General features: G+C 53.6%; 15 protein-coding genes. 3 read left to right on the plus strand and 12 right to left on the minus strand.

Annotated elements, in window-relative coordinates:
• Nucleotides 1-4: 4 nt before the first annotated feature.
• Nucleotides 5-2,827: an excinuclease ABC subunit UvrA gene (uvrA, locus tag OGY08_RS03770; RefSeq protein ID WP_061547501.1), complete on the plus strand. Its 2,823-nt coding sequence runs from the start codon at nucleotides 5-7 to the stop codon at nucleotides 2,825-2,827.
• 274 nt (nucleotides 2,828-3,101) lie between these two features.
• Here uvrA and OGY08_RS03775 read toward each other — a convergent pair whose 3' ends face one another.
• From OGY08_RS03775 to dnaB, 5 genes are all read right to left on the minus strand, one after another.
• A complete protein-coding gene (locus OGY08_RS03775) occupies nucleotides 3,102-3,458 on the minus strand; it encodes an MmcQ/YjbR family DNA-binding protein (protein WP_008786927.1) in 357 nt (118 codons plus the stop codon).
• Nucleotides 3,459-3,585: 127 nt separating this feature from the next.
• Nucleotides 3,586-4,299, minus strand: coding sequence for an acid phosphatase AphA (aphA, locus tag OGY08_RS03780; protein WP_003826615.1), 714 nt, complete (start codon nucleotides 4,297-4,299; stop codon nucleotides 3,586-3,588).
• Between the two features lie 184 nt (nucleotides 4,300-4,483).
• Complete coding sequence (tyrB, locus tag OGY08_RS03785; RefSeq protein ID WP_125363338.1) at nucleotides 4,484-5,677, minus strand: aromatic amino acid transaminase; 1,194 nt, start codon at nucleotides 5,675-5,677, stop codon at nucleotides 4,484-4,486.
• Between the two features lie 128 nt (nucleotides 5,678-5,805).
• Nucleotides 5,806-6,885, minus strand: a complete 1,080-nt coding sequence (gene alr, locus OGY08_RS03790; protein WP_003826612.1) for an alanine racemase — start codon at nucleotides 6,883-6,885, stop codon at nucleotides 5,806-5,808.
• A 16-nt stretch (nucleotides 6,886-6,901) separates the two neighbouring features.
• On the minus strand, nucleotides 6,902-8,317 hold the full coding sequence (gene dnaB, locus OGY08_RS03795; RefSeq protein WP_003826610.1) for a replicative DNA helicase: 1,416 nt from the start codon (nucleotides 8,315-8,317) through the stop codon (nucleotides 6,902-6,904).
• Nucleotides 8,318-8,381: 64 nt separating this feature from the next.
• Between dnaB and OGY08_RS03800 the strand changes: the two genes are divergently transcribed.
• Nucleotides 8,382-9,365: a quinone oxidoreductase gene (locus tag OGY08_RS03800; protein WP_008786924.1), complete on the plus strand. Its 984-nt coding sequence runs from the start codon at nucleotides 8,382-8,384 to the stop codon at nucleotides 9,363-9,365.
• A 302-nt stretch (nucleotides 9,366-9,667) separates the two neighbouring features.
• On the opposite strand, the gene pspG is transcribed toward OGY08_RS03800, so the two are convergent.
• The 3 genes from pspG to OGY08_RS03815 form a co-directional block, all read right to left on the minus strand.
• Complete coding sequence (pspG, locus tag OGY08_RS03805) at nucleotides 9,668-9,910, minus strand: envelope stress response protein PspG (RefSeq protein WP_125363339.1); 243 nt, start codon at nucleotides 9,908-9,910, stop codon at nucleotides 9,668-9,670.
• A gap of 133 nt (nucleotides 9,911-10,043) precedes the next feature.
• On the minus strand, nucleotides 10,044-11,042 hold the full coding sequence (gene dusA / locus OGY08_RS03810; RefSeq protein WP_020996089.1) for a tRNA dihydrouridine(20/20a) synthase DusA: 999 nt from the start codon (nucleotides 11,040-11,042) through the stop codon (nucleotides 10,044-10,046).
• 107 nt (nucleotides 11,043-11,149) lie between these two features.
• Nucleotides 11,150-11,638, minus strand: coding sequence for a cupin domain-containing protein (locus tag OGY08_RS03815; protein ID WP_003031710.1), 489 nt, complete (start codon nucleotides 11,636-11,638; stop codon nucleotides 11,150-11,152).
• 115 nt (nucleotides 11,639-11,753) lie between these two features.
• Here OGY08_RS03815 and zur point away from each other — a divergent pair, with 115 nt between their 5' ends.
• Nucleotides 11,754-12,272 carry a zinc uptake transcriptional repressor Zur gene (zur, locus tag OGY08_RS03820; protein ID WP_003031709.1) on the plus strand — a complete coding sequence of 173 codons (519 nt, stop codon included), beginning with the start codon at nucleotides 11,754-11,756 and terminating at the stop codon, nucleotides 12,270-12,272.
• Between the two features lie 48 nt (nucleotides 12,273-12,320).
• Here the strand turns inward: zur and OGY08_RS03825 are convergent, their stop codons facing one another.
• From OGY08_RS03825 to OGY08_RS03840, 4 genes are all read right to left on the minus strand, one after another.
• A complete protein-coding gene (locus OGY08_RS03825) occupies nucleotides 12,321-12,530 on the minus strand; it encodes a CsbD family protein (protein WP_003031706.1) in 210 nt (69 codons plus the stop codon).
• A gap of 136 nt (nucleotides 12,531-12,666) precedes the next feature.
• Nucleotides 12,667-13,986, minus strand: a complete 1,320-nt coding sequence (dinF, locus tag OGY08_RS03830; RefSeq protein WP_032942096.1) for an MATE family efflux transporter DinF — start codon at nucleotides 13,984-13,986, stop codon at nucleotides 12,667-12,669.
• Nucleotides 13,987-14,117: 131 nt separating this feature from the next.
• On the minus strand, nucleotides 14,118-14,726 hold the full coding sequence (gene lexA, locus OGY08_RS03835) for a transcriptional repressor LexA (RefSeq protein ID WP_003826596.1): 609 nt from the start codon (nucleotides 14,724-14,726) through the stop codon (nucleotides 14,118-14,120).
• Between the two features lie 109 nt (nucleotides 14,727-14,835).
• Nucleotides 14,836-15,204 carry a diacylglycerol kinase gene (locus OGY08_RS03840; protein ID WP_003826594.1) on the minus strand — a complete coding sequence of 123 codons (369 nt, stop codon included), beginning with the start codon at nucleotides 15,202-15,204 and terminating at the stop codon, nucleotides 14,836-14,838.
• Nucleotides 15,205-15,225 lie beyond the last annotated feature (21 nt).

Consider the following 15,225-nt stretch of genomic DNA (forward strand, 5'->3'; position numbering starts at 1 on the left):
ATGAATGGATAAGATCGAAGTTCGGGGCGCCCGCACCCATAATCTCAAAAACATCAACCTCGTCATCCCGCGCGACAAGCTGATTGTCGTCACCGGGCTTTCGGGCTCAGGCAAATCTTCGCTCGCTTTCGACACCTTATATGCCGAAGGGCAGCGTCGTTACGTTGAATCCCTTTCCGCGTACGCGCGTCAATTTCTGTCGCTGATGGAAAAACCGGACGTCGACCACATTGAGGGGCTCTCTCCTGCCATCTCAATTGAACAAAAATCGACGTCCCATAACCCGCGATCCACGGTAGGTACAATTACCGAAATTCACGACTATCTCCGTCTGCTGTTTGCCCGCGTTGGCGAGCCGCGCTGTCCGGATCACGACGTTCCCCTGGCAGCGCAGACCGTAAGCCAGATGGTGGATAACGTCCTGTCGCAGCCGGAAGGTAAGCGTCTGATGCTGCTGGCGCCGGTGATCAAAGAGCGTAAAGGCGAGCACACCAAAACGCTGGAAAACCTGGCAGGCCAGGGCTATATCCGCGCCCGTATCGACGGTGAAGTCTGTGACCTTTCCGATCCGCCCAAGCTTGAGCTGCAAAAGAAACACACCATTGAAGTGGTGATTGACCGCTTTAAAGTCCGTGACGATCTCACCCAACGACTGGCGGAATCCTTTGAAACCGCGCTGGAACTGTCCGGCGGTACGGCGGTCGTTGCCGATATGGACGACCCGAAAGCGGAGGAGCTGCTGTTCTCCGCCAACTTCGCCTGCCCTATCTGCGGCTATAGCATGCGCGAACTGGAACCGCGGCTGTTTTCGTTTAACAACCCGGCGGGCGCGTGTCCAACCTGTGACGGTCTCGGCGTGCAGCAATATTTCGATCCTGATCGGGTGATCCAAAACCCGGAACTGTCGCTGGCCGGTGGTGCTATCCGCGGTTGGGATCGCCGTAACTTCTATTACTTCCAGATGCTTAAGTCTCTGGCGGAACACTATAAATTCGACGTTGAAGCCCCGTGGGCCAGCCTGAACCCTACCGTGCATAAAGTGGTACTGTACGGTTCCGGTAAAGAGAATATCGAATTTAAATACATGAACGATCGCGGTGATACGTCCGTACGTCGCCATCCGTTCGAAGGCGTATTGCACAATATGGAGCGCCGCTATAAAGAAACGGAATCCAGCGCGGTACGTGAAGAATTAGCCAAGTTCATCAGTAACCGTCCTTGCGCCAGCTGTGAAGGGACGCGTTTACGCCGGGAAGCCCGTCACGTATTTGTTGAAAATACGCCGCTGCCTGCGATTTCTGACATGAGCATCGGTCATGCAATGGATTTCTTCAACAATCTGAAGCTTGCGGGTCAGCGGGCGAAGATTGCCGAGAAAATTCTTAAAGAGATTGGCGATCGTCTGAAGTTCCTGGTCAACGTCGGCCTCAACTACCTGACGCTATCGCGTTCAGCAGAAACACTCTCCGGCGGTGAGGCCCAGCGTATTCGCCTGGCAAGCCAGATCGGCGCGGGTCTGGTCGGTGTAATGTACGTACTGGATGAACCGTCTATTGGCCTGCACCAGCGCGATAACGAACGTCTGCTGGGTACGCTTATCCACCTGCGTAATCTGGGTAATACCGTTATTGTGGTCGAGCATGATGAAGACGCGATTCGCGCCGCTGACCACGTTATCGATATCGGCCCGGGCGCGGGTGTTCACGGCGGTCAGGTCGTCGCCGAAGGGACGCTCGACGACATCATGGCAGTGCCTGAGTCGCTGACCGGCCAGTACATGAGCGGTAAACGCAAGATTGAAGTGCCTAAACAGCGCGTTGCGGCTGACCCAGAGAAAGTGCTGAAGCTCACCGGCGCACGCGGTAACAACCTGAAAGATGTCACCCTGACGCTGCCGGTAGGTTTATTTACCTGCATTACCGGTGTTTCCGGTTCGGGTAAATCGACGCTGATTAACGACACACTGTTCCCGATTGCACAGACGGCGCTAAACGGTGCGACGCTGGCTGAACCTGCGCCGTATCGCGACGTTCAAGGCCTGGAGCATTTCGACAAAGTGATCGACATTGACCAAAGCCCGATTGGCCGTACGCCGCGCTCTAACCCGGCAACCTACACCGGGGTGTTTACGCCAGTGCGCGAACTGTTTGCCGGTGTACCGGAGTCACGAGCACGCGGTTACACGCCGGGGCGTTTCAGCTTTAACGTCCGTGGCGGACGCTGTGAAGCCTGTCAGGGCGACGGCGTGATCAAAGTCGAAATGCACTTCCTGCCGGATATCTACGTGCCGTGCGATCAGTGCAAAGGCAAGCGCTATAACCGCGAAACGTTAGAAATTAAGTACAAAGGCAAGACTATCCACGAAGTGCTGGATATGACGATTGAAGAAGCGCGTGAGTTCTTCGATGCCGTTCCGGCGCTGGCGCGTAAGCTGCAAACGCTGATGGACGTTGGCCTGACGTACATTCGACTGGGTCAGTCCGCTACCACGCTCTCGGGCGGTGAAGCACAGCGCGTGAAGCTGGCGCGCGAGCTGTCCAAACGCGGTACCGGGCAAACGCTGTATATTCTCGATGAGCCGACCACCGGTCTGCATTTTGCGGATATTCAGCAACTGTTGGACGTGCTGCATCAACTCCGGGATCAGGGCAACACCATCGTGGTGATTGAGCACAATCTGGACGTGATTAAGACCGCAGACTGGATTGTCGATCTCGGTCCGGAAGGCGGCAGCGGCGGCGGCGAAATCCTTGTCTCCGGCACACCAGAAACGGTCGCTGAGTGTGAAGCCTCACACACGGCCCGCTTCCTCAAACCGCTGTTGTAATTACGCAACACTTGTCTGGCCTACAGAATATGCATAAAGCTTGTAGGCCGGATAAGACGCATTCGGCAACCGTTGTGCCTGATGGCGCTGCGCTTATCAGGCCTACGAAACTACAGACCAGATATAAAGCCTGTAGGCCGGATAAGGCGCTTGCGCCGCATCCGGCAACCGTTGTGCCTGATGGCGCTACGCTTATCAGGCCTACGAAACTACAGATCAGGTATAATTGCTTGTAGGCCGGATAAGGCGCTTGCGCCGCATCCGGCGAAACGGATCAGGGCTGCGTCAGTATCCGGCGTTTATCTTCCGGCAACGTGTTCACAGCCTGCTGATAAGAGGCGTCGACCAGATAATAAATCTGTGAATCCGGCAGCGAGCCGTCCAGATACACCGTACTCCAGTGCGCCTTATTGAGATGCCTGCTTGGCCGAACATCGCTATGCTGCTGGCGCAACAGTTCTGCCAGTTCTGGGCTGGTTTTCAGAGACACCGCCGGGCGTTCTTCCACCTCTTTTACCATGGCAAAAAGCACATCTTCGACTTTGATTTGCGTGGCCTTCCAATCACTGTGAACGCTCTGCTCCGCGCCCGTTTTTGCCATGCAGTATTGCAGCAACTCCGAATTCGTCATCTTTATTCCCCTTACCAGCATATTGCCTCATGAGAACATCTTTTATTCAGTGTGCAGCAAGTCCGCAAAAGGTAAAAGCCAGCAATGTAAATTTGTTTAAAAAAACAGCAATCCGCAGCCAGCGTCCTCAATATTCCGAGTTGACGATCACCTCTTCACCAAACGCACCGGCCTGTGGCAACGGCTTATAAGTGGAGTTAGAGGCGCGCAAAATGCGAATACCGCGAATACCCACGTCGCGAGCGGCGGTAATGTCATTATCGGAGTCACCGTAGAACATGCGGATATTTTTATCCTGCAGCCACTGCGTTTTGGTGTTCTGACCCGGCTTGTCGCCGGCAAAAATGACCGGATTCATATTTCCAGCTGGGATGTGAAAGTTATCAGACAACGTTTTCGACACCGTTTCAGTCTTCGTCTGGCTACGCCCGGTCACGAAAAAGATGCTGTCACCGCGACGCACGTGCATATCAATCAGTTGGCGCGCGACTTCTTTTGGAATACTAAACTCGTCCCAGCCATTGTTCATTTTTTCCCAGAAGGCCGGATTCTTCAGGTAATCCTCACTGTCCGGAGAATACGTTTTTTTACCGCGCCAGAAGCCTGGGCTGGAAAAGAGGACTGTGTCATCGATATCAAACCCGACGGCCATCGGCGGACGTCCGGTCAGGCTGTTTTCAATTTGTGCCACGGAGACCCAGTGAATGGGAGCCTGCTCAGCGAGCTTTGCAACGTTAGTGCCTGGATTGAGCTGAGAGGGAGAAGAAACGAGTGCCTGGGCTGGCTGATTTAGCGTGAACAATAAACAAACGGCACTCAGTGCCAACGTAAACTTGCGCATATTTTTCCCTAAGTAGTCAGTTAGTTATCATTTTTTTATTAACAACTGGTCAAAAAACTATCTGACCTTACCCCTTAGGGGGAGGGAAAGGAAGGATTTTCTCTGGTTTTGTCCTGGAAAAGGAGCACGATCACATTGGAAAACAGGCCTGATGGCGCGACGCTTATCAGGCCTGCAAAGTCGGTTACATGACGGCGGCAAATGCCTTCGCCACGCGCTGCACGTTACCGTGATTCAACCCGGCCACGCACATACGACCGCTGGCGATCAGGTATACACCGAACTCATCGCGCAGACGATCAACCTGGGCTGCGCTAAGCCCGGTATAGCTGAACATCCCGCGCTGTTGCAGCAGGTAGTCAAAGTTACGGCCTGGGATCTCCGTATTCAATACGTTAACCAACTCCTGGCGCATCGCCAGAATGCGGGTACGCATCTCTTCAACTTCCGCCAGCCAACTGGCTTTCAGCGCGTCATCACCCAGTACCGCGGCAACTACCTGCGCACCAAAGTTTGGCGGGCTGGAGTAGTTCCGACGCACCGTCGCTTTTAGCTGCCCCAGCACGCGGCTAGCGGCTTCAGCGTCTTCACATACCACTGACAGTCCGCCGACACGCTCGCCGTATAAGGAGAAAATCTTCGAGAATGAGTTACTGACCAGAGCAGGCAATCCGGCGCTGGCAATGGCGCGAATCGCATAGGCGTCGTCTTCCATTCCACCACCAAAGCCCTGGTAAGCAATGTCCAGGAACGGAATCAGATCACGTGCTTTCAGGATCTCAATAACGCTATCCCACTGCGCAGGCGTTAAATCCGCCCCTGTCGGGTTATGGCAGCACGGATGTAGCAGCACGATGCTGCGCGCCGGTAGGGTATTCAGCGTTGCCAGCAGGTCGTTGAAACGCACGCCGTTGGTCGTGTCGTCATACCATGGGTAAGTGCTTACTTCGAATCCGGCACCTTCAAAAATCGCGATATGGTTTTCCCAGGTCGGATCGCTGACCCACACGCCAGAATCAGGGAAATAACGTTTCAGGAAGTCTGCGCCAACCTTTAACGCACCGGAGCCGCCCAGCGTCTGAATGGTTGCGACGCGCTGCTGCTGGAGAACCGGATGTTCTGCGCCAAACAGCAGCGGCGCAATAGTATGGCGATACGTGTTCAGACCTTCCATCGGCAGATACAGCGAAGCGCCATGCGGTTTGGCATTGAGGCGGGCTTCCGCTTCCGCCACAGCTTTAAGCTGAGGAATAATGCCGTCTTCGTTGTAATACAGGCCGATGCTGAGATTCACTTTGTCGCTACGTGAATCTTCTTTGAAGCGCTCCATGAGCGATAAGATCGGGTCGCCGGCGTAGGCGTCAACTTTTTGAAACACGTGTGGTTCTCCGGGTTTACAGGCAGGGGTTACGAACACAATAAACCGGAAGTGGGAGAAGATCGAGAGGATGTTGAGAGGAATATTGCCGGAAGGCGGCGTAACCACCTGTCCGGCACATCATGCTGCTAATCGATATACTTCATCGCTACCCTTGAGGTCAGGCGCGTAATAAGTTCGTAAGCACTTACTTTCGTCATTTCAGCAATACGTTCAACGGGCAAGCCCTCGCCCCACAGAATCACCGAATCGCCGGCTTTATCCTGCGCTTCGGGGCCTAAATCGACGCAGATCATATCCATCGCGACGCGACCGACGATCGGCACTTCACGGCCATTGACCAGTACCGGCGTCCCCGAAGGCGCTGCGCGCGGATAACCATCGCCATAGCCCATCGCTACCACGCCAAGACGCGTGTCGCGCTCACTCAGCCAGGTTCCACCATAACCAACCGGCTCCCCCGCTTTGTGCTCGCGCACCGCAATCAGGCTTGAGGTCAGCGACATTACCGGCTGGCAGCCAAAATCAGCGCCGATGGAGTGATTTTCCAGTGGCGATACGCCATACAGAATCAGCCCCGGACGCGCCCAGTCGAAGTGAGACTGCGGCCACAGCAAAATACCACCCGACGCGGCAATCGAACGCTGCCCCGGTTTGCCTTCACAAAAGCTGTTGAAGATATCGAGCTGTTTTTCGGTCGCGCCACACTCAGGCTCGTCCGCGCGAGCAAAGTGGCTGACGATATTGACCGGTTGGCGCACGTTTTCACACTGTGTTAAGCGCTGATAAAACGCCTCGGCCTGCTCAGGGCGTACGCCCAGGCGGTGCATACCGGTGTCGAGCTTCATCCAGACGGTAACGGGTTCAGCCAGTTTAGCGGCTTCCAGGGCTTCGAGCTGCTCCTGGTTGTGGACGGCAGTATGCAGGCGCTGCGCGGAAATAGTCGGCAGATCGGAGGCATCAAAAAATCCTTCCAGCAGCAGGATGGGCTGCGTGATCCCTCCCGCTCGCAAGCGCAGGGCTTCTTCAAGACGAGCGACACCAAAAGCGTCCGCATCGGGGAGCGTTCGCGCGGTCTCTAACAGACCATGGCCGTAGGCGTTCGCTTTCACAACCGCAACCAGTTTGCTGGCTGGAGCCAGTTCACGCAGACGTTGCAGGTTGTGTCGCAGAGCGCGGCGGTTAATAACTACAGTTGCCGCTTGCATTTGTATTCCTTAGAAATTACTCATCGTCATATTGAGGACCGGCATAGTTGTCAAAGCGCGACCACTGTCCGTTAAACGTCAGGCGAACCGTTCCGATCGGGCCGTTACGTTGCTTACCAATAATGATTTCTGCGATCCCTTTCAGGTCGCTGTTTTCGTGATAAACCTCATCACGATAGATAAACATGATTAAGTCGGCATCCTGCTCGATGGAGCCAGACTCACGCAGATCCGAGTTGACCGGACGCTTGTCGGCACGTTGTTCCAGAGAGCGGTTAAGCTGCGACAGCGCCACCACCGGCACATGCAGTTCTTTCGCTAACGCTTTCAGCGAGCGGGAGATTTCTGCAATTTCCAGCGTACGGTTGTCGGAGAGCGACGGTACGCGCATCAGTTGCAGGTAGTCGATCATGATAAGTCCGATACCGCCATGTTCACGGGCGATACGACGGGCACGCGAGCGCACTTCCGTAGGCGTCAGGCCGGAGGAGTCATCAATATAGATGTTTCGTTTCTCCAGCAAAATACCCATTGTTCCGGAAATTCGCGCCCAGTCTTCATCATCCAGTTGACCGGTACGAATTTTGGTTTGGTCTACGCGTGAGAGCGAGGCCAGGGAACGCATCATGATCTGTTCTGAGGGCATTTCAAGACTAAAGATAAGAACCGGCTTATCCTGCAACATCGCCGCATTTTCGACGAGGTTCATTGCAAATGTCGTTTTACCCATCGACGGACGCGCGGCGACGATAATTAAGTCTGACGGCTGCAAACCAGCCGTCTTTTTATTGAGGTCGTCATAACCGGTGTTCACCCCGGTGACGCCGTCGTGCGGTTGCTGGAACAGCTGCTCGATACGCGCGACGGTGGCGTCGAGCACGTCAGTAATATTTTTCGGGCCTTCGTCTTTATTAGCGCGGCTTTCCGCGATTTTAAAGACACGGGATTCTGCAAGGTCCAACAGATCTTCACTGGAGCGCCCTTGCGGATCAAAACCGGCTTCCGCGATTTCGTTCGCAACTGAAATCATGTCACGAACAACGGCACGTTCGCGGACGATATCCGCATAAGCGCTAATGTTCGCCGCACTTGGCGTGTTTTTAGACAACTCAGCCAGGTAAGCAAAACCGCCGACGCTGTCCAGTTGTCCCTGAACTTCCAGCGACTCTGCCAGCGTGATCAGATCGATGGGTTTTCCCATCTCCTGCAGGCGATGCATTTCCGTGAAGATATGCCGGTGCGGACGGGTATAAAAATCTTCCGCCACCACACGCTCGGCGACATCGTCCCAGCGTTCGTTATCCAGCATTAAACCGCCCAACACCGACTGTTCCGCTTCAATCGAGTGCGGCGGTACTTTCAGCCCGGCGACCTGGGGATCGCGCTCACGAGCATCAGTCTGTTGTTTGTTGAAGGGTTTATTTCCTGCCATAGTGAATGGAGTTACCGAGATAATGATTGGGTCGAAAGATTACCACATTTCTTTTGGAGGAAGCATGGCAACACGTATTGAATTTCACAAGCATGGTGGCCCTGATGTACTCAAGGCGGTGGAGTTTACGCCCGTAGACCCGGCGGAAAACGAAATCCAGGTCGAGAACAAAGCGATTGGGATCAACTATATCGACACCTACATCCGCAGTGGTCTTTATCCACCGCCTTCCCTGCCCAGCGGGCTGGGTACCGAAGCTGCCGGCGTAGTCAGCAAAGTTGGCAGCAAAGTGACACACATTAAAGCTGGCGATCGCGTGGTGTACGCCCAGTCTGCTCTTGGCGCCTACAGCTCAGTGCATAACGTTCCGGCCGATAAAGCCGCCATCCTGCCTAACGCTATCTCGTTTGAACAAGCTGCCGCCTCGTTTCTTAAAGGGCTAACCGTTTTTTATCTGTTACGTAAAACCTATGAAATTCAACCTGATGAGCCGTTTTTGTTCCATGCGGCTGCGGGCGGCGTCGGCATGATTGCCTGCCAGTGGGCAAAAGCCTTGGGTGCGAAGCTGATTGGTACCGTCGGCAGTGCGCAAAAAGCGCAAATTGCACTGCAGGCTGGCGCATGGCAGGTCATTAACTATCGTGAAGAGAGCATTGTTGAGCGAGTGAAAGAGGTAACTGGCGGTAAAAAAGTGCGGGTGGTGTATGACTCGGTGGGGAAAGATACCTGGGAAGCCTCGCTGGATTGTTTACAGCGCCGGGGATTAATGGTCAGCTTTGGTAATGCTTCCGGGCCGGTGACCGGCGTGAACTTAGGCATTCTGAACCAGAAAGGTTCGCTCTACGTGACCCGTCCTTCTCTACAGGGTTACATCACCAATCACCGCGAATTAACCGAAGCCAGCAATGAGCTTTTCTCGCTGATTGCCAGCGGAGTGATCAAAGTGGATGTCGCACCTGGTCAGACGTTCGCACTGCACGATGCACAGCGTGCTCATGAAGTACTGGAAAGCCGGGCCACGCAGGGATCGAGTTTGCTGATTCCGTAACGCCATCATTTTCCCCTAAATAATTCAAGCTCCAGGAAGGCGGCAATGGAATGAATCCCCAGGAGCTTACTGGAGTAAGTGACTGGGGTGAATGAAAGCAGCCAACACACCTGGAGTTTGAATTATGACGGGGAAAGAAAGAATTAGGGCTTCCCGCAGGAAGCCCTTTCTTTTTTTAGTTCGGCTGTATGTAGGGTACAGCTCGATGAATTCGTTAACCTGGCAATAGTGACAGATTTGATAATCAATTCCTATTTGGTTCTAAAGGCAATGTTGCAGGTTGTGACGTACCGCTCAATACCTTAGTAAAACCGGCGGTTATTGCGCTGATACTGTGGGACTTTTGGCGCTTTTATCGCCTTGACCACCCACACCACAGCAACAGCCAGTAGCAGCCAGGGCAACAGTTTAATCATCAAAGCAAATAGTCCGCCCAGAAACATCACGGCGGTGGCTACGACCAATGCGGCCAGAACGCCCAGCAAAGATACGCCGGTGACCATCAGCATGATAAAAAATCCAATCACAAAAAGTAGTTCCAGCATGGCTCTCTCCCGAAATGAAATTCTCTCCATTGCTTTACAAGAAACATGCCAAAAATAATGCGTTGATTTATAAAGAAAACGCCCCGCGACAAAGCGCAGGGCGTGGTGAAATTAACTAACTTTTGGTGAAAACTTAACGCTTGTCTGCCACCAGCTTCAGCGCATGCTCCAGAACGTTAATATCTGCCCCGGCTTTATGTGCATTCTCGCTCAGATAGCGACGCCACTGACGGGCACCAGGGATGCCCTGAAACAGCCCCAGCATATGGCGTGTCACATGTCCCAAATAGGTTCCCTTACTCAGTTCACGCTCAATATACGGGTACATGGCACGCACCACGGCGACTGGATCGGTATCTTCGGTGGTAGCTGCAAAAATCTCGCGGTCAACGGACGCCAGAATGCCTGGGTTTTGATACGCCTCACGCCCCACCATCACGCCATCCATATGTTGCAGATGAATTTTCGCTTCTTCCAACGATTTAATGCCGCCGTTGATCGACATCGTCAGATGCGGAAAATCACGCTTTAACTGATAAACACGGTCATAATCCAGCGGTGGAATTTCGCGGTTTTCTTTCGGGCTTAACCCTGACAGCCAGGCCTTGCGGGCGTGAATGATAAACATCTCACATTCGCCTTTGCCAGATACCGTGTTGATGAAATCGCAGAGGAATTCGTAGCTGTCCTGGTCATCAATGCCGATACGAGTTTTCACCGTAACCGGAATCGACACCACGTCGCGCATCGCTTTGACGCAATCGGCGACCAGTTGCGCATTCCCCATCAGGCAGGCGCCAAACATGCCATTCTGTACGCGGTCGGAAGGACAACCCACGTTGAGGTTAATTTCGTCGTAGCCCCGCTGTTCAGCGAGCTTTGCGCACTGCGCCAGCGCCGCAGGATCGCTCCCGCCCAGTTGCAATGCGACCGGATGTTCTTCTTCGCTATACGCCAGATAATCGCCTTTACCATGAATGATTGCCCCAGTGGTTACCATCTCCGTATAGAGCAGCGTCTGGCTGGACAGTAAGCGCAAAAAGTAGCGGCAGTGTCTGTCCGTCCAGTCGAGCATCGGCGCGATAGAAAAACGATGAGCGGGAAAAGCGGTAGACTGAGATTCAGGCAGCATGGCGAATATTCAAGCATCCGGTTAAAAAAGGGGCGCTACTATAGCATAGACCGTTACGATAGTGAGCCACATCCTCGCGGCTCACTCCCCCTGACCCTAAACAAAAGCTATTTACGCCCCGGTTTTCCGTCGTGAGATCCAAAAAACTGCGGCGGATGGTCGACCCAGCGATCCTCACGTGTAGCGGCATAGACCGGGTTAAGCGGATAATAAATGCGGTTGTATTTTTTGTTCGCCTCACCCACGACTAACAGGCGCACCTCTTCACTGGTGTTATTGATAAAGGTATGGCACACGCCTGTACCTGCCGGGAAACCGACGCTGTCGCCCGGTTCCAGCTTCCATAAATACCCGTTAATCCAGGCCTCAGGATAACCTTCAAGCACGTAGATAAATTCTTCCTCATCGCTTTCGGCGTGCGGGTACGAGGTACGCCGACCCGGCGGCAGGCGTTCATGATGAATGCCGAGTCGTCCTAACCCCAACTTGCGGGCAAGCGGCGCGCCAATAGCAAATAGCTCATCGCTGTCAGGATAAGTGGAGTCATCAGCCCCCTCAACCTCACGCCAGTGGCGAATACAATCGGGTCTTTTCATGGTTATTTTCCAGTATTGCGATGCGTCAGGTATAGCACACCACGGTGGATCTCGGTGTTTTAAGCAGAACATGTTAAAGTAAGGGATTAACCTTCCACGCAAATCGAGGCGCCAAATGGACAAAACCACTACGCAAGAGTTATTGGCTCAAGCTGAAAAACTCTGCGCGCAACGCAACGTGCGGCTTACGCCACAACGCCTCGAAGTACTGCGCCTGATGAGCCTGCAGGAAGGTGCGATCAGCGCCTATGACCTGCTCGACCTGTTGCGGGAAACTGAGCCACAGGCTAAACCACCTACCGTCTATCGTGCGCTCGATTTTCTGCTGGAACAAGGTTTCGTGCACAAGGTGGAATCCACCAACAGCTATGTGCTTTGTCATCTGTTCGATCAGCCAACCCACAGTTCTGCAATGTTCATTTGCGACCGCTGTGGCGTGGTAAAAGAAGAGTGTGCGGAAGGCGTGGAAGACATTATGCATACGCTGGCGGCAAAAATGGGCTTTGCACTGCGGCATAACGTTATTGAAGCCCACGGGCTGTGTCCGGCCTGTGTAGAAGTTGAATCTTGCCGCCATCCTGGCGAGTGCCAGCATGACCATACGATTCAGGTGAAGAAGAAAGTTGGGCGCTAGGTAAGCGGGAGAGCGTACATCCTTGTACTCTCAGGAGGGAAGGGTTAATTACCAGCGGTAATCATTACGTTTTTCCCAATCGTTAACTTCTTTCTCCGCCTGATCTTTCGCGTAACCGTAACGCTCCTGGACTTTACCGACCAGTTGGTCACGTTTACCTTCAATGACCGTCATATCATCATCGGTCAGTTTGCCCCATTGCTCTTTCACTTTACCTTTAAACTGCTTCCAGTTGCCGCCGACTTCGTCTTTATTCATCATCAAGTCCTCATCGTTAGGTTGTGAATAGCGAGAGTGCCATGTCCAGACACATGCTGTTTTTGCTGGACGTGAGAATAAGTGTAGTCAGTGATTCTGGGTTTTATTTACTATTCGGAATTTTTAACCATCCCGCTCAGGCAAACCAGGTTCCATTACGCCAGTGACGTCGCCAGATAAAGGCCAGTGAAAGCCCGCGCAACGCCAGGAAAAAGGTTAACGCCAACCACAAGCCATGATTTCCCAGCCACGGCAAAGTCAGCAGCGTTAATGCGAATCCTGTGGCGGCAACGGCCATACTGTTGCGCATTTCTGCCGCGCGCGTCGCGCCAATAAACATTCCGTCGAGCAGATAACACCAGACACCCACCAGCGGTAACACCACCTGCCAGAAAAGATAGCGATCGGCCAGCTGTTGGATCTGTGGCAGCGAGGTCAGCAGCGCAACAATCTGCTCGCCAAACAGGGCATAAACCAGCGAAAACAAAATAGCCACAATACCGGACTGTCGGCAGGCCGCCCGCCAGACGTCCAGCAACTGGCTACCATCTCGCGCCCCATAGGCCTGGCCCGAATGCGCTTCCACGGCATAGGCAAATCCATCCAGCGCGTAGGCGGTAAAGGTTAGCAGGGTCATCAGAACGGCATTAACCGCAATGATATCGCCTCCCAGACGCGCACCCAGCACCGTGATAGCGCCAAAACAGAGCTGCAGCAGCAGCGAGCGCAACATGATGTCACGGTTAAGCGCCAGCAAACGGCGGAAGTTGCCACGCCACGCCTGCTTCAGCATTGCCAGCGAAATTCCGCGCATATGCAGGACTTTGCGCACCATCATCAGGCCGATCAGCAAGGTGGCATATTCAGCAATCACCGTTGCCAGTGCCGCACCCTGCACGTTCATATGCAGGCCCATCACCAGCCATATATCAAGCACAATGTTGAGAATATTACCGACAATCAACAAGATAACCGGCGCACGCGCATACTGAACGCCAAGCAGCCAGCCGAGCAGCACCAGATTCGCCAGCGAGGCGGGTGCGCTTAACCAGCGAATTTCGAGGAAACGTCGGGCCTGCTCCAGTACCGCTTCACTTCCGCCAACAATGTGCAGAGCCAGATCGATAATCGGCGTACGAAACAGTGCGATAAGCAACCCCGCTCCCAGCGCCAGCATGAGCGGCTGCACCAGTGCGCGCGCCAGCGCCTGCGGATTTTTCGCACCAAATGCCTGGGCGGTAAGACCGGTGGTGCTCATGCGCAAAAAAAGCAGCAGCATAAAAAGAAAACTGGTTGCCGTGGCACCAACCGCAACACCGCCAAGATAGACCGGACTATCCAGATGACCAATCACCGCGGTATCCACCAGTCCCAGCAGGGGAACAGTGATATTGGAGAAGATCATCGGTAAGGCGAGGTGCCAGAGCGCTTTATCAGAAGAGGTAAAGAAAGGCATACAGGAGGGCCTGAGAAGAAGTTAGACGTACTGGACAATGTGATGCAGGCCCGGCAAGCGCAGCGCTACCGGGCACGTTGCCGGATGGCGACGTCATCGTCTTATCCGGCCTACAGGGATTCAACAGAAAATTACAGCCATTCACCGTTACGGATGACGCCTACTGCCAGCCCTTCAATAGTGAAGTTTTGTTCGCGCAGGTCGACAACGATAGGTTTGAACTCGCTGTTTTCTGGCAGGAGTTCAACCTTGTTTCCCTGCTTTTTCAGCCGCTTAACCGTGACTTCATCATCAATACGGGCAACAACAACCTGGCCGTTACGCACGTCCTGGGTTTTATGCACAGCGAGTAAATCACCGTCCATAATCCCGATATCTTTCATCGACATACCGCTAACGCGCAGCAGAAAGTCGGCGTTCGGTTTGAACAGTGAAGGATCGACCTGATAGTGGCCTTCGATGTGCTGCTGCGCCAGAAGTGGCTCACCGGCTGCCACGCGACCGACAAGCGGTAACCCTTCTTCTTCTTCCTGCAACAGTCGAATACCGCGCGATGCGCCGGATACAATTTCCAGCACACCTTTACGCGCCAGCGCTTTCAGGTGTTCTTCAGCTGCGTTTGGGGAACGGAACCCCAAACGCTGCGCGATCTCCGCACGCGTCGGTGGCATACCTGTCTGGCTGATGTGATCTCTAATGAGATCAAACACCTCTTGTTGCCTGGCCGTTAACGCTTTCATTCCGCCCCCTGGGTGTATATACAGTTATGCTGTGAGTATATACAGCTAAAGGCGAATTTGGAACCGCAAACTGCACAAAAAACAGGAGATTTATGCAGTTGTGGAAGCCTTATCGCAAATGCGACCACAACAGGATGCCCCAGGTGATTAGAGCGACAAAAATAGACAGCAATACCGCAGCCGACCCCATATCTTTCGCTCGACCGGAAAGTTCGTGGTACTCAGAACCAATACGATCAACTACCGCTTCAATCGCACTGTTGAGGATTTCAACGATCATCACCAGCATCACAGAACCGATCAACAACACGCGGGTAATTGCATCAACATCCAGCCAGCAGGCGATGGCGACGCCCAGCAGGACGGCAACACTTTCCTGACGGAATGCCGCCTCATTAATCCATGCGGCGCGAAAACCTTTCCAGGAATAACCTGCAGCTTTGATAATTCGGGTGAATCCAGTGGTATTATTGGCCATCAAAAAGAACCTTTTTACATT

Origin of the sequence: Citrobacter sp. Cpo069, assembly GCF_030332785.1 — a bacterium.
GTDB lineage: Bacteria > Pseudomonadota > Gammaproteobacteria > Enterobacterales > Enterobacteriaceae > Citrobacter > Citrobacter portucalensis.

What these genes read in the sequence shown, in the direction of transcription:
- uvrA (WP_061547501.1), top strand. Translation starts at nt 5, where the DNA reads ATGGATAAGATCGAAGTTCGGGGCGCCCGCACCCATAATCTCAAAAAC.
- OGY08_RS03775 (WP_008786927.1), bottom strand. Translation starts at nt 3,458, where the DNA reads ATGACGAATTCGGAGTTGCTGCAATACTGCATGGCAAAAACGGGCGCG.
- aphA (WP_003826615.1), bottom strand. Translation starts at nt 4,299, where the DNA reads ATGCGCAAGTTTACGTTGGCACTGAGTGCCGTTTGTTTATTGTTCACG.
- alr (WP_003826612.1), bottom strand. Translation starts at nt 6,885, where the DNA reads ATGCAAGCGGCAACTGTAGTTATTAACCGCCGCGCTCTGCGACACAAC.
- dnaB (WP_003826610.1), bottom strand. Translation starts at nt 8,317, where the DNA reads ATGGCAGGAAATAAACCCTTCAACAAACAACAGACTGATGCTCGTGAG.
- OGY08_RS03800 (WP_008786924.1), top strand. Translation starts at nt 8,382, where the DNA reads ATGGCAACACGTATTGAATTTCACAAGCATGGTGGCCCTGATGTACTC.
- pspG (WP_125363339.1), bottom strand. Translation starts at nt 9,910, where the DNA reads ATGCTGGAACTACTTTTTGTGATTGGATTTTTTATCATGCTGATGGTC.
- dusA (WP_020996089.1), bottom strand. Translation starts at nt 11,042, where the DNA reads ATGCTGCCTGAATCTCAGTCTACCGCTTTTCCCGCTCATCGTTTTTCT.
- OGY08_RS03815 (WP_003031710.1), bottom strand. Translation starts at nt 11,638, where the DNA reads ATGAAAAGACCCGATTGTATTCGCCACTGGCGTGAGGTTGAGGGGGCT.
- zur (WP_003031709.1), top strand. Translation starts at nt 11,754, where the DNA reads ATGGACAAAACCACTACGCAAGAGTTATTGGCTCAAGCTGAAAAACTC.
- OGY08_RS03825 (WP_003031706.1), bottom strand. Translation starts at nt 12,530, where the DNA reads ATGAATAAAGACGAAGTCGGCGGCAACTGGAAGCAGTTTAAAGGTAAA.
- dinF (WP_032942096.1), bottom strand. Translation starts at nt 13,986, where the DNA reads ATGCCTTTCTTTACCTCTTCTGATAAAGCGCTCTGGCACCTCGCCTTA.
- lexA (WP_003826596.1), bottom strand. Translation starts at nt 14,726, where the DNA reads ATGAAAGCGTTAACGGCCAGGCAACAAGAGGTGTTTGATCTCATTAGA.
- OGY08_RS03840 (WP_003826594.1), bottom strand. Translation starts at nt 15,204, where the DNA reads ATGGCCAATAATACCACTGGATTCACCCGAATTATCAAAGCTGCAGGT.